General features: G+C 39.3%; 21 protein-coding genes and 1 riboswitch. Of the genes, 6 read left to right on the plus strand and 15 right to left on the minus strand.

What is annotated here, in order from left to right; genetic code table 11:
* Positions 1-93: 93 nt before the first annotated feature.
* Complete coding sequence (locus N780_RS05490) at positions 94-1,242, minus strand: metal ABC transporter solute-binding protein, Zn/Mn family (RefSeq protein WP_332307803.1); 1,149 nt, start codon at positions 1,240-1,242, stop codon at positions 94-96.
* Between the two features lie 127 nt (positions 1,243-1,369).
* Positions 1,370-1,783 carry a Fur family transcriptional regulator gene (locus tag N780_RS05495; RefSeq protein WP_036781165.1) on the minus strand — a complete coding sequence of 138 codons (414 nt, stop codon included), beginning with the start codon at positions 1,781-1,783 and terminating at the stop codon, positions 1,370-1,372.
* Between the two features lie 246 nt (positions 1,784-2,029).
* Between N780_RS05495 and N780_RS05500 the strand changes: the two genes are divergently transcribed.
* Together N780_RS05500 and N780_RS05505 are read left to right on the plus strand one after the other, a co-directional pair.
* The gene (locus N780_RS05500) at positions 2,030-3,019 is read left to right on the plus strand and encodes a permease (RefSeq protein ID WP_036781167.1); all 990 of its coding nucleotides are present in this window, start codon (positions 2,030-2,032) and stop codon (positions 3,017-3,019) included.
* A 14-nt stretch (positions 3,020-3,033) separates the two neighbouring features.
* The gene (locus tag N780_RS05505; protein ID WP_036781170.1) at positions 3,034-3,942 is read left to right on the plus strand and encodes a TIGR03943 family putative permease subunit; all 909 of its coding nucleotides are present in this window, start codon (positions 3,034-3,036) and stop codon (positions 3,940-3,942) included.
* Positions 3,943-3,976: 34 nt separating this feature from the next.
* On the opposite strand, the gene N780_RS05510 is transcribed toward N780_RS05505, so the two are convergent.
* From N780_RS05510 to N780_RS05555, 9 genes are all read right to left on the minus strand, one after another.
* Positions 3,977-4,777, minus strand: coding sequence for an SDR family NAD(P)-dependent oxidoreductase (locus tag N780_RS05510; protein WP_036781173.1), 801 nt, complete (start codon positions 4,775-4,777; stop codon positions 3,977-3,979).
* A 119-nt stretch (positions 4,778-4,896) separates the two neighbouring features.
* Positions 4,897-5,133: a hypothetical protein gene (locus tag N780_RS05515; RefSeq protein WP_036781175.1), complete on the minus strand. Its 237-nt coding sequence runs from the start codon at positions 5,131-5,133 to the stop codon at positions 4,897-4,899.
* A gap of 146 nt (positions 5,134-5,279) precedes the next feature.
* Positions 5,280-6,497, minus strand: coding sequence for an MFS transporter (locus N780_RS05520; RefSeq protein ID WP_036781178.1), 1,218 nt, complete (start codon positions 6,495-6,497; stop codon positions 5,280-5,282).
* Positions 6,498-6,569: 72 nt separating this feature from the next.
* Complete coding sequence (locus tag N780_RS05525) at positions 6,570-7,151, minus strand: DUF2087 domain-containing protein (RefSeq protein WP_036781181.1); 582 nt, start codon at positions 7,149-7,151, stop codon at positions 6,570-6,572.
* Between the two features lie 173 nt (positions 7,152-7,324).
* Positions 7,325-8,086, minus strand: coding sequence for a sporulation protein (locus N780_RS05530; RefSeq protein ID WP_052114903.1), 762 nt, complete (start codon positions 8,084-8,086; stop codon positions 7,325-7,327).
* 155 nt (positions 8,087-8,241) lie between these two features.
* Positions 8,242-9,675 (minus strand): hypothetical protein, encoded by a 1,434-nt coding sequence (locus N780_RS05535; RefSeq protein ID WP_036781183.1) that lies wholly within the window; start codon positions 9,673-9,675, stop codon positions 8,242-8,244.
* A gap of 1,330 nt (positions 9,676-11,005) precedes the next feature.
* Entirely contained in the window at positions 11,006-11,746 is a 741-nt protein-coding gene (locus tag N780_RS05545) for a LytR/AlgR family response regulator transcription factor (protein ID WP_036781188.1), read from the minus strand.
* Positions 11,747-11,907: 161 nt separating this feature from the next.
* Entirely contained in the window at positions 11,908-14,859 is a 2,952-nt protein-coding gene (locus N780_RS05550; protein WP_036781190.1) for an ATP-binding protein, read from the minus strand.
* A gap of 257 nt (positions 14,860-15,116) precedes the next feature.
* Complete coding sequence (locus N780_RS05555; protein ID WP_036781192.1) at positions 15,117-16,100, minus strand: NADPH:quinone oxidoreductase family protein; 984 nt, start codon at positions 16,098-16,100, stop codon at positions 15,117-15,119.
* 143 nt (positions 16,101-16,243) lie between these two features.
* Here N780_RS05555 and N780_RS05560 point away from each other — a divergent pair, with 143 nt between their 5' ends.
* Positions 16,244-16,831 carry a TetR/AcrR family transcriptional regulator gene (locus N780_RS05560; protein WP_036781194.1) on the plus strand — a complete coding sequence of 196 codons (588 nt, stop codon included), beginning with the start codon at positions 16,244-16,246 and terminating at the stop codon, positions 16,829-16,831.
* A gap of 18 nt (positions 16,832-16,849) precedes the next feature.
* Here the strand turns inward: N780_RS05560 and N780_RS05565 are convergent, their stop codons facing one another.
* Both N780_RS05565 and thiT read right to left on the minus strand, forming a co-directional pair.
* Positions 16,850-17,506, minus strand: coding sequence for a methanogen output domain 1-containing protein (locus N780_RS05565; RefSeq protein ID WP_036781197.1), 657 nt, complete (start codon positions 17,504-17,506; stop codon positions 16,850-16,852).
* 296 nt (positions 17,507-17,802) lie between these two features.
* The gene (gene thiT / locus N780_RS05570; RefSeq protein WP_052114904.1) at positions 17,803-18,393 is read right to left on the minus strand and encodes an energy-coupled thiamine transporter ThiT; all 591 of its coding nucleotides are present in this window, start codon (positions 18,391-18,393) and stop codon (positions 17,803-17,805) included.
* 86 nt (positions 18,394-18,479) lie between these two features.
* Positions 18,480-18,580, minus strand: a riboswitch (TPP riboswitch).
* Positions 18,581-18,959: 379 nt separating this feature from the next.
* On the opposite strand from thiT, the gene N780_RS05575 reads away from it, so the two are divergent.
* The 3 genes from N780_RS05575 (at position 18,960) to N780_RS05585 (ending at position 22,583) form a co-directional block, all read left to right on the plus strand.
* Positions 18,960-20,111, plus strand: a complete 1,152-nt coding sequence (locus N780_RS05575; protein ID WP_084599366.1) for a S8 family peptidase — start codon at positions 18,960-18,962, stop codon at positions 20,109-20,111.
* Between the two features lie 804 nt (positions 20,112-20,915).
* Positions 20,916-22,112: an MFS transporter gene (locus N780_RS05580; RefSeq protein WP_036781199.1), complete on the plus strand. Its 1,197-nt coding sequence runs from the start codon at positions 20,916-20,918 to the stop codon at positions 22,110-22,112.
* Positions 22,113-22,235: 123 nt separating this feature from the next.
* Positions 22,236-22,583, plus strand: coding sequence for a YflT domain-containing protein (locus tag N780_RS05585; RefSeq protein ID WP_036781201.1), 348 nt, complete (start codon positions 22,236-22,238; stop codon positions 22,581-22,583).
* A gap of 87 nt (positions 22,584-22,670) precedes the next feature.
* Here N780_RS05585 and N780_RS20235 read toward each other — a convergent pair whose 3' ends face one another.
* Positions 22,671-22,802: a hypothetical protein gene (locus N780_RS20235; RefSeq protein WP_269746691.1), complete on the minus strand. Its 132-nt coding sequence runs from the start codon at positions 22,800-22,802 to the stop codon at positions 22,671-22,673.
* A 16-nt stretch (positions 22,803-22,818) separates the two neighbouring features.
* Positions 22,819-24,111 (minus strand): helix-turn-helix domain-containing protein, encoded by a 1,293-nt coding sequence (locus tag N780_RS05590; protein ID WP_036781203.1) that lies wholly within the window; start codon positions 24,109-24,111, stop codon positions 22,819-22,821.
* Positions 24,112-24,446 lie beyond the last annotated feature (335 nt).

A 24,446-nucleotide genomic window follows, 5' to 3' on the forward strand; every position in this document is an offset into this window, starting at 1 on the left:
AAATCGTTCCATCTCCCTTTTCAGATCACTTTCAAACGAAAAAAGCCACCTAATAGGGTGACTTTTAACTTGGTTCTATTAAACTCAAATATTTTATTTATTTAATACTCCCAATAACACTTCTAAATTATGATTCATTAAGCTAAAGTAATCCTCACCTGCATTAAGATCCTCTTCAGTAAGAACCGATAAATTGTGGATTCGTTTTATGTCAGCGTCGATTTCTTTTTGAATTACAGACGCCACTTTTGGTGTTACATTCTGTTCGAAAAGAATGGTACTAATTTCATTCTTTTTAGATTTTTTTATGATACTCTCTAATTGCTTTTGAGATGGCTCGTTTGTAGGAGATAAGCCAGAGATAGCAATCTGCTCGAGTCCATACGCTTTTTCCCAGTAGCCATAAGCAGCATGGGATACAAGAATTTTGTTAGTTTCGGCTGTTTCTAGTTTTTCATGGAATGTTTGATCTAACTCCATTAAATCTTGCTTTAATTCATCGAAGTTCTTTTCAAAATCTTCTTTAGCCTCTGGATTTAATTCTACCAGTTGGTCTTTAATATTCTCTGCTAACGTAATGGCTCGAACAGGATCTAGCCAAACATGCGGATCCTGATCACCATGGTCATGACCTTCATGTGCATCTGTTTGTTCGTTGTGATCTCCGCTCTCGTTAGCTTCTTCTCCCTCTTCATGAGCGTGGCCATCGTGGGATTCTTCTCCTTCTTCATGAGAGTGCTCCTCGTGGGATTCTTCTCCTTCTTCATGAGAGTGGCCCTCGTCGGATTCTTCTCCTTCTTCATGAGCTTGGTCCTCTTGGGATTCTTCTTCCCCCTCGTCCGAGTGATCATGGACATGAGTTAATAGCTCAATCCCTTCTGAAGCTTCTAGAATTTCTACGTCTTCACCTTCGATCGCTTCAGAGATTTTAGTAGCATAGGCTTCTAGGTCTGCCCCGTTATAAATAAATGCGTCGGCTTCAGCAAGTTCAACCATCATTTTGGTCGTCGGCTCGAATGTATGGGGATTAGCCCCTGCCTGTAAAATTGACTCTACTTCAACATGGTCTCCACCAATCCGTTCAGCAAAATCTTGCAATGGGAATAGTGTCGTATAGATTGTCAGTTTATTAGTTTCTTCTGATGTATGACTAGATGCGCTCTGATCTTCTGCATTCCCACAAGCCACAAGCCCGAGTAACAGTAAAATCGAACCCAACATTAGAATTCGCATTTTCATCATTGTCCCCTCCAAATGAGTTATGTATAAGTACAAAACACATTTTATCGTAACGATTACGCTTTGTAAATAGTAATCGTTACGTTTTATTCACCAAAAAAAGACAGGGTCTTTATCCAAAAGACCCTGTTTAATGACAAGCTGGGCACTTACCATACACTTCAAACTTATGATTATCAATTTGGTGACCTGGTAAAGATAATGCTACATCTTCAACAGGGCACAAGTGAATGGCGCTAGTTTTCCCACACGCTGTACAAATAAAATGATGGTGGTGATCACTTGTATCACAATGGAATCGAAATTGTTTTTCACCGTCAAGTGACGTCGTTTCCAAAATGCCAATATCAGCTAGTGTATATAGATTTCGGTAGACTGTATCATAACTCGCACCTGGAAAATCCTCACTGAATTCTTCCCATAATTGCTTCACAGAAACATAAATATCATCGTGTTGATCTAGCAAAGTTAATAATTTCTCTCTTTGTTTCGTATGCTTATAACCATGCTCTTTTAAAACTTCTAATGCTCTAGTGGAATTCATTCTACCATTCCTTTATCTGTCTTCTTCTTACATTATAGTAAATCTAACGCTTTCTGTACATTTTGCAATATTTACGTTGCAGTCGAACAAGGGTTACCGTATCCTCCTTCACCTCATTCTATTAATCACACCTTTTCAGTCTGTATATATATCAGACTCTTTAAAAAAATAGGTATACACATCTATTATATTTAATAGTATAGTGTTAAATGATAATGATTACGATCTAGGAGGTGCTTGATCTACATGATCTCTCAAAAATTCTCAACATTGATAGGATACATATTGTTACTTTTATTTTTCACTCTCTTTTTGTTCGGGGATTTAATTCCGATCCCTGACAGGTTCTCACCATCTGAAAATATATTAAATGTAAATACCATCTTCTTGAGTATTGTTTTAGAAGCTATTCCATTTATCTTGTTGGGGGTATTTGTATCGTCCCTGATTCAACTTTTTGTGAAAGAAGAACATCTAAACCGATTTATTCCGCGTAATCCAATACTCGCTCTTGCACCAGCTGTCGCAATAGGTGCTATTTTCCCTGTTTGCGAATGCGCAATCGTACCTATTGTTAGGAGACTAATAGCTAAAGGAATGCCCATGCATGTAGGAATGGTCGTTCTTGTTTCGGCACCAGTCTTAAACCCAATTGTTTATTTGTCTACCTATCATGCTTTTCAGTCCACCCCTTCTATTGCTTACGCGAGGATGGGACTAGCCTTTGTAATCGCATTGCTTGTTGGTTTGTTAATGTACCTTTTATATGAGCGTGCCAATCCATTAAAACAAAAGCAGGTTCAAGTTGAACATCACCACCATTCAAAGTCAAAGAACCGATTCAAAGAAATGTTTGATCATGCTAGTGATGAATTTTTTGATATGGGGAAGTTCTTAATAATCGGGGCATTCTTAGCTGCTCTTGTGCAAACCTTTATGGATCGAGATACACTAGCTGCCATTGGTAACGGAGTATTTACAGGACCAGTTGCCATGATGGGGATGGCCTATGTTTTGTCGCTATGTTCTGAAGCAGATGCATTTGTCGCCTCGTCCTTTCAGGCTTTTACAACTCCGGCCTCATTGCTAGCCTTTCTTGTATATGGTCCTATGATTGACTTAAAGAATACAATTCTTCTCTTCGCCTATTTCCGAGCAAGATTTGTGGCTTCACTCGTATTTGTAATAACGTTAACTACCTTTAGCATAATCATGATCTACCAAAACTTCTTTTAAGGAGGCTAATCTATATGAAACGTCATCATCACATTTTTATTAGAAGCGTCATCTTACTAGGATTTACGTTATTACTTTTTAAGCTTATGGTTACAGGTAATATTTATAATTACATCGCACCTAAAATGCTTCCTTACTTTTATTTCGCATTAATCGTTTTTATGATCCTTGGTGGTAGGCAATTTTTAAGAGGAGACCGGGCACAAGAAGCAGCATGCGGATGCAATCATGAACATAGTTATTCCTCGTCTACAATTAAATCCTTCAGTATCTACCTGTTATTTATTATACCAGTAATAAGTGGGTTTTTATTTTCAGAACATACACTAGGGGCTTCTGTAGCTAAGAAAAAAGGGTATCAGTTTGCTCAAATAGACGAGTCAACAGAATCTACAAATGGAATTCTAAGCGAGAGTAATCAGCAGGAAGGCGTTAAACAATCAGAAGTTACACCAGACCCAGATGAAACATCTCTAGAAGATAGTGTGATTACGCCTAAAGACATGTATCCAGAACGATACACAGAAATGAGTACAAAAGAGAAAATCGTGTTAAATGACGATAATTATATCAGTACGATTAACCTTTTAGAGGAAGAACCTGAAACATTTGCAGGTAAATCGATTGTGATTCGGGGGTTTGTATATAGAGAACCAAACTTCCCTGCTTCAAGAATTGTGGTTGGCCGTTTTGGGGTAAGTTGTTGTGTAGCCGATGCGGGCATCTATGGCATTATGGCAGAAGGAAAACAAGTCCTTAATTACAATGAAGATACATGGATTGAAGTGCATGGAACCGTTCAAACGGCTATGTTCAATGACTGGAATATGCCTATTATAGAACTCTCCTCAATCCACGAGATCAATAAGCCTAAGCAAACCTATGTTTACGAAGAAATTGATTACAGTAATTTAGAACAATGACAGAAGCCTTGGAAGTAGTCTTCCAAGGCTTTCTTTACCTCATCACACCTCCACCTGATATTTTTAATGATTCCCCTACAATATTCTCAGCCGCATCAGTAAGTAAAAAAAGAATTGAATTCGCTACTTCCTTTGGCTGCGTGATACGTCCCGAAGGTAACCCTTGTTCTGCGATCTTTAACTGTTCCTCAAAATCTCTTCCTTCTCGTTCACCTATAGAAGCAATAGAGTTCCTCCCCATCTCTGTATCAACGAATCCAGGACACACTGCGTTCACTCGTATCTTATGTTGAATCGCCTCATGAGCAAAAGATTGAGTGAAAGCTGTTATGGCAAATTTCGATCCGCTATAAGCTGTATTCCCGTATGTACCTCTCAAACCCGATAAAGAAGAAAGGTTCACAATCGCCCCTTTTTGATATTGTTTCATTTCCCGATAAACCTCTTGTGTAAATAAAACAGTTGAGAAAAAGTTTAGTTCCATCGTTGAACGAAGCTCCTCTTCTGAAAGGTCTTCTACCGTTCCACCACCTGTTTTCCAAGCTGAATTCACAAGCCCATATACAGGGCCAATTTCTTTTATAGCTTCTTGAATAACGTGTTTTCTGTGGTCTTCCTTATTTAAATCAGCAGGGACACTAAGCACATGAGCACGACCATCAAGCGCGATGCATTCATCTTTCAGTTGATAGAGCTTTTCAGAATCCCGACCTGTAATTGTAATTGCAGCACCAGCTTGCACCGCTGCTTTTGCTGCCTCATATCCGATGCCACCTGTAGCTCCTGTAATCATAATATGCTTCCCTAGTAAAGCGTCTTCTGCGAAAATGGCCATCATTCTCCTCCTCTTTCATTTACCTACCTATTTATCCTATTTACCGGGTGACTAAACGCTTGCCTTACCAAACAAAAAAGCTGTCTCTAAAGTAGGCACAACTTTAGAGACAGCTCTCGTTAATATGAATAAAGGTACTTCTTCTCATGTGGAGAGGAAGTTGAGGAGGGCAGCATCAATTCTTGATCCATAGATACAATTTGAAATGAATAACGTTCGTAGCTTCCTAATTCTTTGAGTGCATTCACAAAGCGTTTGGCGGCTCCAAAATCATTAAAAACGAGATCCTGGTTGTCAGTACTCTGAAAAGTAATCTTCGTCATTTGGTTATAGTATGCAATAACTTTGAATCTCATGGGAAGTCGCCTCCTCAAAGGTGAAAGTTTTCTACCTTTTCATCTATTATCCGCCAAAATTTCTGAAAATTCAATACGTATATTATTATTCTTAAAAACTTAATAAAATAAGACATACTTCGACAAAGCCGTTTTTGACCAAACCTTCACCTGAGGTCATTCATTTCGTTTAGACTGCCTTTCTGCAACTCTTGCTCCCTATATACTGCGTACCCACCTATTGTCGCCACTCCTATGAATAGAATCCCCGCTAATAAACCTAGTGTAGTAGGGGAATAATAAGTCAGTAGTAATCCGGTCCCAAACATAGACAGACCCATAACGACATTGCTTACCATGTCAAATAAAGAATAAACAGCACTTTCCTCTTCATTAGATAATCGTTTCATAACCATTGTATCCATCGCACCTTTTCCCACCCCTCCACTTAAAGAAATAAGCATAAAGAGTAAGATAGCATAATAAAACCCGTTAGCCTGGCTTAGGAAAACTTGAAAAACCCCCTCAGTCAAAATTGCTCCCACCGCAACAGGCATTAGATATTTAAATCGTGTTACAGATACCCACATGCTTGCTACAAGTCCAACACCTAAGGCTCCATAAAATATACCAATACCTACATCTCCTGTTTGGAATCTTTGATAAGCATACACACTTATGAGCACATTAAAGATTCCATCTGCCATTGATATGAAAACGTCTATGAAAAATATTCTACGTAGTAGTGGAGATCTCAAAGTAATTCCAAAGCCTTTTTGAATAACCGTATAAACCGCTTGTTTTGATGAGGTAAACTTCGACTTCTCTTCGTAAACTTGCAGCAGGATCAAAGCAGCAACAAGGAATGTAAAAGCATTTACTATGAACACAAGTTGGGGACTGAACAGATAAGAAACAACCCCTCCCCCTGCAGAACCTAAAATAAGAACAAACCCTAACAACACTTGTTCTAATTTATTTACAGTGAACATGTCTTCCCGTTTAATATGGCGTGATAGATATGTACGTCGAACAGGCTGGTAAACTGCTTCTGATGCAGCTAGAACAAATAAAATGGCATATACAATCCAAAGATCTTGACGATTTTCGACCAATAAAAGAGAGAGCGCAAAGAAAACCCGCACCAGGTCTGTCCCCACCATAATCTTCCTTAACGAAACCACTGTAGCAAGCCATCCCCCAACCGGTGAAAAAAATAAATAAGGTACAATACGTATCGCAAGCGCCCCGCCCACAGCGACCCCTGACCCGGTAATGGTCAGAATCATGGCTAAAACAGCCACTTGATTAAACCGATCGCCAATTCCGTTAATAATACCAGCTAAAAATAATTTACGATAAGGAGAACGGGAATTAAAAGTCATAAAATCCCCCCTAACTTAATTAGATGATCATCTAATTAGCTATCTGAAAGAAAGAGTGTCTAGTTGACACTCTTAAAATTCTAAAGGCCACATTTCCTTAGGGTTAAGCTCATACTTGTTGTTTTCCCGGTACATAAAATGATTCATTACCCATTCACGTCGAATGGTTGCATAGTCTTCATGAAACTGCTTAATATACTCATTTATTTCCTTTTCTTCATACACCTTACCCGTCTCTATACCACGAACCAAATAGGCAAGTACCACAAGCTTTTTCTTCCTCTGACTCGGAATCTGCTTAAGTGATCCATCTGTGTCAAAGAAGTTTTTCACAACTGATAACTTATCTTTATCTTCTATATTCATTTCAGGACGCACGTTCGTCACCTCCCCAATTTGTAAAATAGCGTTGGCGCTAGCTTTGAGCTTCTTTTGATCTAAATAAAAATAAATTGTATTCTTATCTCTTCTCTGATAAACAATCCCTATTTGTTTCAGCTTTGCTACATGATGAGTAATAGTAGGAGGCTTTAACCCTAACTTATTAGCAATTGCCTGCCCATGGAGAGGCCCTAGTTTAAGAAGTGAAATAATACGTATTCTCGTTGGATCCCCTACTACTTTATGAAAGTTAACCACTTTATCTAATTGCATCTACTAACCCCCAATTTAGATGATCATCTAATTAGATGTTAAACTAAGAACCAACTTTTGTAAATAATTAAATCGGTTTTTAGCGTCTTTGAAATCCCGACAAGGAGTAAAATGACATAAAAAAAGGAAAGCCATTATTGGCTTCCCTCTGCTATTTCCCCTAATAATCCTTCTTAATTAGCAAACCTTGCTATCACTTGTTCTAACTGACTCGCAACCGCACGTTCTCCTTTTGCAATATCAGCATTGGTTAACCGTGTACGAACATGACTCTCGTCAGCATCAAGCGCTTCTGCTAATAAACCTCCTAAACCTTTAGCCCGGCGGTCTACTTCTAGAAGAAGTTCTACTCCGTCTTCTTGTGGGAAGAATACGACTTCTAACTCATCAAGATCACCTCGGAAACGGCCTCCTGGCAAGAACTCAAATTCTTGAACAATTTGACGGTGGCGTGCCTCTTCCATTTCCACTTTCCGTAAAGAGAATCCAAGCTCATGTTGAAGAGCTGTTAAAATGGTTTGGACAGATTCAGATGGATCTACATGAATAAAATCACGATCTTGAGGATCTAGAGCCATTGGGATATCAAGTCCTGTTTGGAACCAAATCGGAAGGCGCCCAAAACTTGCAGGAGTATTTAAAGGAAGCTTAAAGGAGAAATCAATTTCTTTGTCCTCCCCTTCCTTCAATGTAAAGGATTCTGTGATGTTGAAGCTATGAATGATTTCTTCTTCACGTACTTTTCGATCATCCTTTTCTTTCACAACTTCTGTCATTAAAAACAAGTTGATGCGGTCAATTTGTTGTTCTGCATTTCCGCCTTTCATCACAACCTTGCCTCGTACCTCTTCACCAGCTGAAAAGCGCTCTTTCTCTAACTGTGTATCAACTTTTGCAGCCCCTACACCAATGCTTGCCATAATCTTTTTAAACATCGTTATCATCCCTTTCTTCTTTATTGCGTCATACCTTTTATACGTTCCATTATTTCAATACGTTTCATCCATTATAAAGATAATTATATTTTAACATTTTCAGAGATATAAGAGCACGAAAAAACAGGTGAACATATGTCCACCTGCATGAATGATTACCAGAATAGTATGCCAAACATTGTTGCAGCTATTAGGCCAATTATCACTGGAAGGAAGTTTCTCCTTACAAGCTCCATTACTGAGACACCGCAAAAACCAGCGATCGCAATGACGGACGACCAAGCTATAATCGTTCCTCCACCAGTCCAGATCGATCCCATTTGACCGATGGCCGCGAGTGTTCCTGCGTCCAACCCTGAAGAAGCCATCGCTCCTGCTAAAGCCCCCGTTAGAGGTAACCCGGAGAAGCCTGATCCATCAAGCCCCGTTATAATTCCGATGAGCAGGATACTAAAGGCTACTAGAATTGAGCTTTGGGGCAAAATCCCCTGACTCGATTGTACAAGGTCAAACAAAAATGCAGGAGGCGCAGCATCACCAAGAGACAATATACTACCTGAGAAGTCTGAGCTTCCTAAAAAGAAAAATCCAGCAATCGGGATAACAGGCCCCATAGCCTTAAATGCAAATACAAATCCATCTGTTATATGCTCAGTAATATAGTCAAGTGAATGGTGACGCCCAAAGGCGACAGTCGCTAGTAAAAGCAGGATAACAGCTACGCCCCCAATAAATGCTGCGCCGTCTCCTCCTTCTAACCCTCCCATTCGCCCTGAATCCAATTTCGTTGTAACCATAAAGACCATCACGCCTAGCATAGATAAAGGAACCAGTACAGCAAATAGTTTGCTCCACATACCTATTTCATTACTTTTCGGTTCCCTTTTAGATTCCTTCCCTGCTCCTAAACCTTGCAAAGATCGCAATTCCACTTCATTTTGCTGATCAAGTGGCGACCTTATACTAGAACGATAGAATAAATATGTCATCCCTAGAGCAATCACACCTGTAATAATAGATAAAACAAATGCTTTGTCTACGACTTCGCTTGTTTCTATACCTGCTGAAGTTGCAGAAAGTCCAGGTGCAACTTGCATAATGTAATCAGATGACAGCGCCATCCCCTGGCCTGCAAGAGCAACAGCCATGGCTGCCAACATAGCAGGTAATCCAGCTCGAACGGCAGCAGGTACTAGAAGGGCACAGATTAAAGGAACTGCTGGCGTTGGCCAGAAGAATAAAGATATAACATAAGTAACAGCTGCTAACACGAAGTAAGCAATGTGTCCATTTGTCATGACTTTTTGAATCGGGGTAATCATCCTTCGATCTGCCCCTAAATCACTTAATGCCTGAAGTAAAGCAACCATAAACGTAATAATTAAGAAGATGTTAAATAACTCTTTCGCTGCTACAAGATTTGCATTAAAGACAGATGTAAAGCCACCTATTATACTCCCTTTGTAGACCCAGGCAATTAAAAACGTACCAAGGAGTGTTGGTAACACAACCCCTTTTCTTAACATCATCGTAGCAATGATAACGATCGTTATGATCCCGTACATCCAATGCGCAACGGTTAATTCCAATTCAGGATCACCACCCTTTTCTTCTACACATTCTGTGTGTGCTAATACACTATGCAAGAATGCCCAGAGTGGTGTGTGTGAAGCTATAAAAGCATTAGAAAAAGGCTGTGCAAATGCACAGCCTTTTCCTACTTTGTCTCTATATATCGTCGTCTCTTTTTAGCCAATCCAAACGTGTTTTCTCTAATTATCTCTTTTTCTTGGAAGGTGAGCTCACTCTTACCAAAAGTGATGACCCACCTAAACGGCCTATGTGGGTAAGATCAAGCATTTAATTGAGTATGTTTCCCCGATCGGTCCTTACGAATCGTTGATGGTGGTTTTCGAAAGAACCCTATACTCAAATCAAATCAGGTAATTGATATCATTAAATAAGTAACTCTCTATTTACCTCTCATTGATCTTGTTTATAATGTATCAGTTTATTCCTTTTAATTCAAAGTAAAAATGGTACTTTAGACCAATTCCTACCCCCTTTAAGACATTTAGAAGAGCATTTCAAACAAAAAAAAAGACCATTTAAAGCAATTTTTAATAAAAAATTGACATATGTCCTAGACGCATTCAAAATTTTTAAGTATAAGGAGTAGATTTCTATACAAAAGGATCTGTTAAGTTTAATGTTGTTACTTTTTAGAACACGCTTCTTCTTAAATAAGACAGAAATCTTGAAGACTCGAAGCTGCGACACTTCATTGTGTATGGGGCCGTTGCATTTATAAGTGCTAGGGCAGGCTTGGGGACAACTCGCTTTCCTTCGAGAAGCTGGGAAGCCTCCTCAATGGCTACGCGCTTTCCGGGGGCTCCCCTAGATTTAAAGTGCCGGAGTGGTGCCTAGGACCGTACGGATAAGTCAGCTTTTTTGGAAAAGGCGATTAGCCCTTTGTAAAAAAAGGTGGCTTATCTCGCTAGGTCCTCCACTCCGGAACTGGATAAGCTTATTACCCCGAGGGGGGCTCGCAATCCCAAGCCTGCCCTAAAGTTTATTAGATGAACGGCCCCTCATCATGGTTGCAGTAAAGCCCCACTTACTAGATGTGGCTCGCTACCGTCTCTTCCCATTTGGAAAAGGTGGTCCTGGAAATTACGAGACTCCTGCGGGAGAGAGAGCTAGACGAGATCCCGCAGAGAGCGTAGCGAACGAGGAGGCTCGACAGCTCGCCCGCGGAAAGCGAATGATTTCCAGGACCAGCTTACGCTCTATAAAAGTTGACTGGAGCGTATCTCTTTTCACAGCAAAACGTCATCATCTTGAATTCAAGTCTCCCATAAAAGGGAGCTTATATGAAAGAAACAAAAAGCCCGTCTGATCACGACGAGCTTTAAACCATTACAAAAAGTCATTCATCATATTTTGAATGCGTTGAATGTTTTGCTTTGATATCTGAGCTGGCTCTTCATATCCATGAAAAAAAACTAAATAACTTTTACCAGACGTTTGAATCCTAGAAATTCGCTCTAAATTGATTATGAAGGACCGGTGGGACTGGACAAATTTATCATCCAAATATTCCATAAAATATTCTAACGTTTCGGGCGAGGAATACTGTTCATAAGACGTATGTATAACTGCTTTTCTGTCACTTTTCTCTATAAATAAAATGTCATCCACCTGTACATAGTAAAGTGAACGATTAAAGCGGACAGGGATTCGTTGATATTCCTTTGATTTCATTTCTTGTTTTTCAGTATTAAGCTGGTGTAATACTTTCTTTGCCCTTTCCAAAGATAATAGTAAACGATTAATTTGAATAGGCTTCATAACATAATCAACCGCGTTTAAATTAAAAGCCTCTACCGCAAACGTGTCATACGCTGTAGTAAAAATAAACTGAAGGTCTGAATTTACTTCTTTACAAGCCCGTATTGCTTCATTTCCCTTTTGTTTTGGCATTTCAATATCACATAGCACAAGGTCAGGTTCAGAGACAATCACTTTTTCAACAAGCTGCTCCCCGTCTGTTGCTTCATCAATGATTTCAAAGGCGTCACCAGCAATCTTCTCCACCATTTGCCTAAGCAACTTACGTGAGGCATCTTGATCATCGGCTATTAATACTCGATACTTCATTCTTCACATCATCCTAATAAGACTAGTTTCCTAATAATTAGTATACGATAAAGCTACCATTTTGTTTAGGTAAATACAAAAATTTAATGAAGATATATGAACGTCTACAAAATATTTTAATGTAAAAAGCAGCTGAGTAAGTCTTCTCAGCTGCTTATCCTTTAATCAGATTGTTTAAATAAATTAGTTTCAACCATTTTCATGAACTTTCCTACTTGAATCGGCTTTGTTAAATAATCGTCAAACCCAGCTGCTAATCCCTTCTCAATGTCTCGAGGCATAGCGTTTGCACTAATGGCTATTACAGGAATTTCACGAGTTTCAACCATGTCCTCTAAACGCGAGAGAACGGTGAACCCATCTATGCCTGGTAAATTAAGATCAATTAATATAAGGTTAGGCTCATGAGCCTGGGCGAGATCAATTCCCATCTCACCTGTGGTAGATGAAATTAACTCAATTTGCTCGTATGTTTCCAATATGCGCCTGACTAAATGTAAGTTTGCCGGGTTGTCTTCTATATACAGCACTTTTTTCTTCTCTGCAAACTGTATAGGAGCGCTATCTCGCTTATCGTACCATTGACCTGATAAGCTATCAGGTGTATCCACAAGCGGAAGTTCAATCCAAAAGGTACTACCTTTACCTGATTCACTTGTTAAAGATATTGAACCATTCATTAAGGACACTAGCTGCTTCGATAACGTTAATCCGATCCCAGTCCCTTCTACGATATCATTACTTGGAACGCGAGTGAACGGCTCGAAAATACTGTCCATTTCTTCCTCAACAATCCCAATGCCTGTATCTTTAACGGAGAACGAAACCTTATCATTTTGAACATGACAAGTGAATGTAATTTCTCCACCTTCACGATTATACTTTACTGCGTTAGACATTAAATTTAGAAGAACCTGTTTTAGTCTTGTTCGATCAGCAAACACAAATTGGTTATGACAAGCACGATCTTCTACGATGAGTTTAATATCACGCTTTTTAGCAAGTGGCTGCGTGATGCTAACAACTTCATTAATCACAGGTGAAACCTCGACTGGCTCAATGGAGATCGACATCTTTCCTGACTCTACTCGAGCTAAATCTAAGATATCATTGATAATGGTTAACAAATGATTGCCTGCTTTTATAATTTCGTCAACACTCTCATCTTGAGTAGGGCTCAACTGATGATCACTGTCATATTGTAAAAGCTGAGCAAATCCTAATATCGCATTCATTGGCGTTCTCAATTCATGACTCATACTTGATAAGAAGTCCGATTTAGCTTGACTTGCACGCTCGGCTTCTTCTTTTGCATCCCGGAGAGATTTCTCCATTTCCTTTAATGAGGTTATATCTCGAGCTGTTAACACAAAATGTTGAAATTCGCCAGACGAGTCAATAATCGGAGCAATCCTGCCCTGGAACCACCTAGTTCCTGTTAATGTCTCAATAACATATTCAATATTCTCTGCTGTTCCTGTTTCGTTTACGTACTCGATTGTTTCCATGAATAGATTAGCTTCTTCTTCAGAGAAAACTTTATCGATCGTTGTTTGCAGAAGTTCGTTTTTTGGCTTAGAGAGCTTTCCTTCATCGTTTGTCCATACGTTGAGATAGGTACCCTTTCGGTCCAACTGCATAATGACATCATCAATAGACATAACAAGCGCTCGAAGATCTCCTTCCTTAGAACGAATCTCATCTTGTGCTTCTTTTAAAGCTTTATTAGAAAGGCCTAAATTTTGCCCCATTTCAATTATGCTTTTAGACGTTTCATCTAACTCGTCAATATCAAAGGCTCGCCTCCTCTGGAAATAGTTCCCTTCCCCTATTTCCTTAACCATTTGATTCATCTCTACAAGAGGCTTGGAGATGGTTTGACTAACTTTCCGAGAATTCCTATACAAAACGATGAAGAAAAAGATATAGAATAAAATTAAACCTACAATCATTAGCGCACCAATTTTCACTAACTTTTCATTCATCGTGTAGACGTCTTTAAAGATAGCAGACTCATCTACAAAAATTAAAAAGCGCCAACCTGTCCCTTCGACGGTCGACCAAGCTGCAAATTTCTTCTCACCTTCCCATTCTAAAGTCTTCAACCCATTTTCCTGCCCAACTAAAACCGTTGCAAGAGGCTTTGCATAAGGATGTTTTAACATATTGAATGTATTTGGCTTATAGATGTCTCCAGTATTTGAACCATCACGTTCCTGATCCTCAAGTGCTTCTAACTCTAATAATTCCTCCCCATCCTCAGATAAGGCTAAAATCTCAGCATCATCTTGTACAAGCACCCCCACTCCTTGCCAAGGAAGTTCGAGGTCTTCGATTTTATCTCCAATTGTACCGATGGATATATCTATTCCTACGACTCCCTCAAGTTGGTTCCCGCTGTACACAGGTGCAATTGAAGAGAAAATCCATCCATTCCCCGCAGGATCCCAGTAAGCAGGTGTCCATAATTGTTCTCGAGTCTGATTATGGTCTGCGTCAGCTCTATAATAAAAGCCAAATTTCGTAATATCGAGGTCTGATTCAAATTCAACTTCCATTCCATCTACAAATGGATAAATAATATTAAGAGAATCCGAGGTATTAAAGTAAATGGAGGAAGCTAATGGCTGTGAGTTATAAATGTTCTCCATTAACTCTTGGCTCCTAAGTAACTGAGCCACCTTCTCACGCTCTTGCCCCTTCCTTGTACTATAAAAAATCGCAGCACCACCGTCCTGCTGATCATGATCAGTATACAGGACCCCTTCTTCCGTTTCCTTCAGCCTATTAAAATCTATTTGATCGTTATCGTCCAATGTGGTGGGTTGTTGAAAGGTTTCTTTAATTTCTTCTTGAAATAACTTCGTTGCATTTGAAATGGGCCGAACTTGATTAGAGATAATCTCAGCTTCCCTTGAAGCAGTTTCTCTCATATCTTCTTCTGCCTCACTTTTTATCATGTCGGTCATTTCACTTTTTGACCATTCGCTTGCTACAAAGTAGATCCCAACAAACGCTAGTTCCACTACTAGCAAAGGGATCAAAGCTACTTTCAAAAAGTTTTGCCAGACCCACCTTGTCAAAGGATAAGTCTTATGTTGCTTAAACTTCATCACCTCAAACTCCTTATTCCATTTATGTAACTCAATGAATAAACTACTATAATGTAATTTTTTATGTTATACAGTCTTTTCCTATTCTAAGGCCTTTTTACCTCGCGGACGACTTTTCTTCCTACCATTCAACCATACTTTTTATAGCTACAGGAACAATTATTGACTTTTCAAGCAAAAAACAGTACTTCCCACTACATTATACTATGTAAAGACACAAAAGAAGCCCTTCTGTTACAGAAGGGCTTCTTTTAACGTTACATTTTCACAATTGTACGACCTTTTATTTTACTCTGTAATATATCAGTTAGCGTTTGAGGAAGTTCATCTAAAGTAATTTCATTCTCTATTTCGTTCATCTGATCTGGTTTTAAGTCTGTTGCAAGACGATCCCACACTTGTTTACGCATATCCATCGGACAATAAACAGAATCAATTCCTAATAGATCAACGCCTCGCAGAATGAATGGCATAACGGTTGTAGGAACCTCCACACCTGCTGTTAATCCACTTACTGCTACAGAACCACCGTATTGAATGGAAGCTAACACACTTGCTAATGGTTTGCCTCCAACTGGGTCTATGGCTGCTGCCCATTTTTGCGATTGGAGAGGGCGCACTTTTTCAGGTGTTACCTCTTCACGAGATATAATATCTGTAGCTCCAATTGAACGTAAATAGTCATGCTCAGATTCTTTACCTGTAGAGGCAACCACATGGTACCCTTTTTTTGAAAGCATAGCCACAGCCATACTACCTACACCACCAGTAGCTCCACTAACAAGTACAGGACCATCTGCAGGAGTTAATCCATTTTGTTCTAAACGGTGAACAGATAATGCTGCTGTGAACCCGGCTGTACCAAATGTCATGGCTTCACGAAGAGTTAGACCTTCCGGTAAAGGTACAACCCAAGCACCGGGAACACGCGCGTATTCACTAAAACCACCATCATGAGAAACACCTAGACCATAACTTGTTACGATTACCTCATCCCCTTCTTGATAGCGTTCGTCATTAGAAGACGTAACTGTACCTGCAAGGTCAATTCCAGGGACGATTGGATAATCTTGTACCACTTTCGCTTTAGGATTTGTAGCTAATCCATCTTTATAGTTTACACTCGAATAGGCTACCTGAATGGTCACATCACCTTCTGGAAGCTCTGATTCTTGTCGTTCTATTACATTCATTGTAACTTGATCTTGTTCTTTCGTAGCTAATAAAGCGCGGAATGTCATATTCTAATTCCTCCTCTTTATGGTGTAGTCTTAACTTTGGTTCTTTTTTTATTCTGACTGGTCAAATTAAAAATGTCAATTAATTTGTCCCACCGGTATAATTTTTATACAATAGAGATACTATAGACAATTCGGAGGCTGACATGAAGAAAAGAGAGCAACAACGAAAAGAACAATTACTTCAAGCAACTTTTGAAGCAATAGCAGATAAAGGGTATAGTTCAGTTACACTTCAGGACATCTCGAATTATGCCGGCGTAAGCAAAGGCGTAACCAATTACTATTTTAAAAATAAGGAGGATGTTTTTGCTCACCTGTTAGAATGGCTTACCAATAAAATATATCAAAAAGAAGCAAATGCGGTACAAGCTGCTGACACAGCTGATGATATGTTATCTGCCTATGTGAACGCTGTATTCGTTGGCCCGAGGGAGAATGACCGGTTTTACAAAGTATATCTGGATTTTCTCTCTTACGTTCCTAAGACCCCCCGATTCCAAGAAATCAATCAACGTTTTTATAACAATTGTTTTGCTATTGGGCAATCTATTATTTCTAAAGGGAAAAGTGAAGGAAAGTTTCTTAATGTAGACACTGAAAAGGGACCTAAAGCGATCAGGAGCCTAATTGATGGGTGTATTATACAATGGGTAATGAGCGGAGATCATAGTCTGCATAAGATGTACAAAGACTTGTGCTATGAGTCCATTACAAATATGCTTAAAGATTAGTCAATAGAAGAGACCTCCTTATCGGAAGTCTCTTTTGCTCTTTCTTTCTTGCATGCGAATTTGCGAACGAAGATCTTCTATTTCTGAAACGAGGTCTGTAATCATCTCGTCACTCTTACGTAACTCTTCTCCTAACATTTTGATCGTTTCCTCTTCCCACTGGAATGGATCTCCATTTTCCGGAGTGACGGGTAAATTATGGTACTCTTCTCCTTCGCTCTCTTCATTCTGGTTCAAGTGAATTACGACCCGGCAGTGATCGTCTCCAACAGCAATCCGTTTATCGAGCTTGACTTTTGAGTACCCAAAATGCCTTGAAGCGATTCCGCCCATCACACTAGATGTCATCTGACACAAGTGAGGAGCATCTTTCACCATATTCCCAAATGGACATTGAGTTCCTTTAACAACAATTCGTTCAGGCGTAACCTCTTCTATTTCAAAATGCCCTCCGATATCATTCTTAATGGCAAGGATTACATTGACATATTGATCGACAGACCGTGTAGATTTAGCATCTACATAATGTCCTTCCATCCATTCTCCAGTCCGTATTCCTAGTTGTTTTATATATTCTTCGGCACGATCACCTATCGCTTTTTCATGTAATGTTGCGTACTGAGTAAGAAGTTTAGAGAGAAATGTTTGCGCCGTTAGTGTTTGGTTTTGACTCATTTGTTTATTTCCCCCTTTAAGATATATTCCACATACATCTTTACCCTGTTTATGGACTTATGAACCTTTTTCTATGAATTATTTATAAGCTTTTCTCTAAATATATTTCTTTAAATATATTTTCACCTAATAATAGATAAGATTCCTCTTATTTCCTATGCTCGTAACTGAAGTCCTTTCAAGGCTAGTTCTTCCTCAATCAAACCGCTTTCAAACTCTATATTTAAACAAAAAACGTGTCGCAGGTGAATTCTCCTCTGCGACACGCAATTAATTAACAATTATATTAATAATGTTTAGGCTGATTTAATAGATTGAGATCCTCCGAAATGGAGTAACTTTGACTGTTTGTATAAGATGATATTCAATATTACAGCACTGATAATGAAAGATGGGAGCATATAGCCGATGTTATAGGTCAATGAATAAACCCAAACAGGTGTACCTTCTGGTGCAAATGAAGAGAAGAATACAATGCCACCTACAAAGTGACTCATGAAGCGAAGGCCACTACCAATAAGCGTACCCAAAATGATATAAATCGCAAAAGACTTTGCATGCCCTTCACGGACAGCTTTTAAAGCTGGTTTTGAGAAGATCCCGGCCACTCCGACTACAGCATATGCAAGAGGATAGTCCATGACATACTGCACAGGATGAACGATAAATGGATTAATCAGGGAGTTAAATACACCTACTAAGAGACCTGTCGTTAAGCCTCCTTTTAACCCCCAACGATAAGCCATAAAGAAAATCGGTACCATAGCAAAAGCGACGGATCCCCCTTGTACCCATAACGGTATCGTTAAAAAGGGTAGACTAAGCACCGCACCTAATGAAGCAAACATGGCAACTTCAACTAAAAAAAGAATTGGACTACGTTTCATCTTTACTCTCCTCCTAAAGATAAATTTACACACAAAAAAAGCAATGCAAGGGAGAGCTTTAAGATGGATAGTCCATTTGCATTGCGCCATCAATAAAGCCACATCCCTACGCTAGCACTAACTAACAGGTTCAGAGGGTCAGAACAAATTGTTCAATCTCAGCCATAAGGCTCCCCTTGTGGTCTTCTTACTTATGCTTTTTTCGTTACTCTTATTATAGGTGAATAAATCTTGGGACTCAAGTCATCTATATATAAACTTCTATCATTTTATCCAATATTTTCTTTTTGAATGTGATATACTAATAAATGGACAGCTTGTCACTTAGCTATTACTTATTCACTTTTCTCAAACTGATCGTACAAACATCCGTTCTATCCCCCTTTTTCTCTTCTACTTGCGAAAAACCCCCTATATCTACTTATAACCATGTGCCTTTTCACCTAATTTTCGAGAACACTTCTTATTTCCCTCGCATCCTCTTGATCTATCACACTCGCATGTCTCAAAGATTTTCACCCCACCTTCGTATTACAATAGAATCAACTACTTAAGGAGGGATTCTATTGAAACGTTTTTTAATCGCTATACTTAGTTTCACGTTCATCTTATCTTTATCTATTGGACCGATCGCAACTTCGGCGCAACCATCAGAGAAACCTCTAGATTACTTAATAGGTTTTAAGACAGGAGTAGATAACCAAGAAGTATCTGATATCAAACAATTAGGTGGAAAAGTTAAGCACCAATTCAAGTACATGAATGTCGTGCAAGCCAAGCTTCCTCAAAAAGCTGTAGAAGCTCTTCAAAAGAATCCAAACGTTGCATACATTGAAGAAGATGCAAGTGTACAAGCATACGGCCAAACAACTCCATGGGGCATCCCAGCGATTAACGCTGATGATGTTCAAGCAAGCGGCAATTCTGGTAACGGTATTAAAGTAGCAGTTTTAGACAGCGGAATCAGCGCTAGTCACGAAGATTTACAGGTGGCAGGTGGTGCGAGTTTCGTAGATGGTGAGCCTGACCCATTCAATGATGAAAATGGTCATGGTACCCATGTAGCTGGAACAATTGCTGGCGTTAATAATACTCTTGGAGTACTAGGTGTAGCTCCAGCAGCTGATCTTTACGCTGTTAAAGTATTAAGCAGTAGCGGTAGCGGTTCTTACAGCGGTATCGCAAAAGGTGTAGAATGGGCAATTGACAATAATATCGATGTTGTCAATATGAGTTTAGGCGGAAGCCGCGGCTCGACTACATTACAACAAGCAATGGATAACGCTTACCAGCAAGGTGTTTTGTTAATTGCTGCAGCTGGTAACGAAGGATCTAAAGGCAAAAAGAACACAATTGGCTACCCTGCCAAATATACATCAGTTGTTGCTGTTGGTGCTGTAGATGAAAGCCTAAACCGTGCTTCATTCTCATCAGTTGGAGAGGAATTAGAAGTTATGGCACCAGGTGCTGATATCCTTAGCACACTTCCAGGTAACACATACGGCTCTTATAACGGAACGTCTATGGCGTCTCCTCACGTAGCCGGAGCTGCAGCACTCATCTTAGCTGAGGATAGTTCTCTTACGAATCAAGAAGTGCGTAGCCTATTAAATAGCACGACAACGCCTCTAGGCGATGCTTTCTACTACGGTAATGGTTTAATTAACGTACAGGAAGCAATCAACACAGCTACTACTACTTTTGCAGTAGCACAATAAATGAACCTTCCCCTTCGTTCCCCGGGTCCTTCCCGGGGAATTTTTTTGTCTTTAAGGTTTAATGTTGTTATATTTTCAAGGTTAGAGCAGGATTGTTGAAGACTTGAAAATGAGAGAATGTTTCCGTTAGCTTTAATTGAGACTAAGGCGGTTGGGGAAATCACTCGCTTTCCGCGGCGAGCTTGGGGAGCCTCCTCAGTCGCATTCGCTCCCTCCGGGGTCTCCCCTAGATTGAAAAGTGCAGGCGTGGTGCCTAGGACCGTACGGATAAGACAGCTTTTTGGAAAAGGCGATTAGCCTTTGGAAAAAAGATGACTTATCACGCTAGGTCCTCCACGCTGGAACTAGACTGGCTCCTACTGCCGCAGGAGTCTCGCAATTTCCCCAACCGCCTTTGCCATATATGGTGTAACGGAAACATGCCATATGGGGAAACCTCCCAACTCTCACCACTCTTAAGATGTGGGGCCGTTCGGAAAACTATAGCAGGGGTTTCTGGGGAACGGGGAGACTCCTGCGGGAGAAAGAGGTCGACGAGACCCCGCAGGGTGGGTTTCCCGAGGAGGCTCGACAGCTCGCCCGCGGAAAGCGAGTCGTTCCCTAGACACCCCAACCACTCGACAAGCGTAACGGACCTATCTACACAAAAGTGTCTCAGCTCAGAGTCTTCCACATAAGGTGTGCTTATATGGAAGACTTTATAAAGCATATACCTTTACAAAGATCCTTGATAAGCCTATGATGTTCCTTGGTGTTTAACATCAAGATTCCATCAGGAAACGAAACACCATAGGAGGACTTATTATGACACAAACAAAATTACCTATATGGACGAAAAGCTTCCTTTTCATTTCCTTAAGCAACTTCTTTTTATTCCTGACTTTTTATGCTCTGTTAACCACTTTACCGATCTTTGTGACAGATAATCTACAAGGAACAGAAGCACAAGCAGGTTTAATTGTTACATTGTTTTTACTATCAGCTATCCTTGTAAGACCGTTTTCCGGAAAACTTTTAGAAGACTTCGGAAAGAAAAAGATGTTGCTCATCAGTCTATTACTATTTATGTTGACTACCTTCGTTTATGTAGCAGCAACTAGTTTCTACTTATTATTAGCTTTACGATTCTTTCACGGTATTTGGTTCGCAATTGCCACTACAGCAGCTGGTGCCATAGCTGCAGACATTATACCTGATAGCAGACGTGGAGAAGGACTTGGGTATTTTGCTATGTCGATGAATCTAGCCGTTGTTGCAGGTCCTTTCTTAGCTTTATCCCTATTAAAATGGATCTCTTTCTCAACGCTCTTTATTGTACTTGGTGCCCTTTTAGCAGGAGCTCTTCTTTTCACAAGCTTAGTCACTGCTCCCACTATGAAAGCACCTTCTAAGAAGAATAAAGTAACGCTTCATGATTTATTTGAATTGAATGCTTTACCAATTGCATTAGTGGGAAGTTTACTAGCTTTCACCTATTCTAGTGTCATTTCTTATATTTCCATTTACACGAAGTCTCTTGGATTGCTAGAAGCAGCGAGTTTCTTCTTTGCTGTATTTGCTGTGGCGATGCTCATTTCGAGACCCTTTGTAGGACGCATATTTGATTCTAGAGGTCCAAGTATTGTCATCTATCCGTCTCTTGGACTATTTGCTTTAGGTTTATTTACATTGGGCATGACATCTTCCCCCTTTATGCTCTTGCTGTCAGCAACACTAATTGGACTAGGTTATGGTAGTCTTGTCCCTTGTTTCCAAACGTTAGCTATTCAGTCTGCTGATCATCACCGAAGCGGGCACGCCACTGCGACCTTCTTTACCCTATTTGATATAGGTATCGCAACTGGTTCATATGTGTTGGGGATTGTAGTAGCTCTTGTCGGTTATCAACCATTATATTTCATCATGGGATCATTTGTATTCATTGTCATGTACCTATACAAAACTATGAATAGAAAAAGAATAGCTCACCCGAATTCTCAATCAACTGTTCAATCATCTTAAAAGGACTCCAATCAAGTAATATAACGAAGGGAACGATTCCCCCTCATCATAACCCACCCAAATGTTTCAGTTCTTGTTTCCAGGGTAAAAAAGCAGGAAGCAATATGTAGGAGGGGTATATAAATGAAACCATTTGTACGCGAATACCATAATGATGAAAAACTACAGAATGATGTGCAGAAGCTAGCGGATAACGGCATTACGAAAGAGCATATTTATTTAATGTCACATGATGAAGATCGTACTGAGCGCTTGGCTAACAATACAGATGCGAATACAGTCGGTACACAAGAGATGAATCTTGCAGAAGTAATTGGGAATATTTTTAACAAAAAAGGCGATGAACTTCGTAATAAATTACAAGATCTTGGCTTTTCTCAATCTGAAGCTGATGCTTATGAAGAGGATTTAGATGAAGGAAAAGTCCTTCTAATGGTTACGGAATCTAAAGATATTAAAAAAATTATCTAATTCACCTTTAGAGAAGTTTATATTGTGGATATAAGAACTAAAAAAGCCCCTGGCTCTTTTATAAAAGAGCCAGGGGCTTTTACTTTTTTAGATATCTGTTAATTCAATTGTTGTTGGTTCTGGTTCTTCATCAAGTGCTAGTTGAGATGTTGTGAAACCTCCCAATGCTGAAAATGCAATTGCCCCTACTGCTAAAGCTGAAATCATCCATTTTTTCATACTTCCCACTCTCCCTTTACGTAATTGATAATTTTTTATATGATTCATTAGCTAGAGATAAATAGTAACAAGCGTCCTTATACCTTTTGTGCTTTTGCAGGCACTCAGCCAACAACTCACAATATAGTCCGATATAGAACTGGTTCTCATTATCGACAAAATAAGGAATGACTATTTCTTTTAAATAATGCTCTAGACTAATGAGATCCTCGAGAAATCGGTATTTATATACCTGAAAATAGTAGCGTAGAATTTGAAAATCGTTCTGTTTTTCAATCATTATTAACCCTCGATCAATCCATTCCAACGCCCTGCCCCGTTCACTTAATTCAAATAGTGATTCTACAATAGAGGCAATACTTGTTAACTTTCCTTTTACGTTATGATCATCTTTAAACACTAAACTCTTCTCAAAATGGTCTATTGCTTTTTCATGATGCTTAAGAGCTGCATGAAGAGCGCCGAGGTTGTGGTAGGCAATTCCCTTTAAGTAAGAGCTTTGCAAATTCCCTGCCGCCTTTACAGCTAGTTGGAAGCACTGTTCTGCTTGTTCAAACTGGTGAATCCGTTTATAGCAAATTCCAAGTAAAATCTGACAATCTCCACTTCTTTTAAAATCGAATTGAACCGTGTATAAATTTAGTGCTAACCTAGCGTAATGAAGTGATAAAGTCACATTTTGGAGAGAAGATTCATTAATGGCTGTTATAAAGTACAAATCAGCTCGTTCACTATCACTAAGCGTATTTTGGTGAACAAGTGCTAATGCCTTCTTATAGTATTGCTGAGCCTCTCGATATCTTTCTTGCATATTATGATAAAGGCCAGAGAACTTTATATAATAGTACTGATGTTTTTCTTCAAACAGATCTTGCATTCTATCTAACTTATCTAACAAGACCGGCACTTCCCCAAAGTGACGCATCAACAAATGATAGCGAACCTCATACAACTTAAATAAGGCTAGTATGCTCGGAGTTGAGAGTGTACTTAATTTTTGCTTTAACTTTACATATAACTCTGTTGCCTGATCTGTTTCTCTTTGCATGATAACGGTATACCATTCGTGTAGTTCTTGTTCTAGTAACTCTTCATCTACGCCTTCTTCTAGCACTTCAACTGGAATATCCAGGCGATGTAAGAGTAGTTGAACAATTTCTTCACTTGATTTTGTAAGCCCATTTTCAATTTTACTTAAATAAGAAATCGAACAAATTCCTTGAGCCGTTTCTTCAAGAGTACGATTTTGGTTTAACCGATGTAACTTGATTGTTTTGCCCACTTCAGACCCTTTTAAGATTTGAATCAACTCACTCTCTCACTGAAGCAACCTCCTTTGCTAGAGTATATGCTTCAGATGTTCCAACTACCCCTCTCATATCCGTTTTCTCGTTTGGGAAAGTATATCTATCAATATAGCCATAAAGACTATATTCCATCTAAATTTTTCCCAAACATAATTGGAATATAGGATGTAAGTTATATTCATCATAATCAAAAATTAGAAATATATCAATATTCTGATAATTTTAGGTACTAGAGGACTAGGTCATATAGCTCAATCATTTCTTTAACTAAGTTCATTTGACCTACGTAATGGTAATGAATTTTTTATTAGCTGAGTTTCAAAACCGTAATTGCGTA

The sequence above is a fragment of the Pontibacillus chungwhensis BH030062 genome (genome assembly GCF_000770675.1).
Classification (GTDB): domain Bacteria; phylum Bacillota; class Bacilli; order Bacillales; family BH030062; genus Pontibacillus; species Pontibacillus chungwhensis.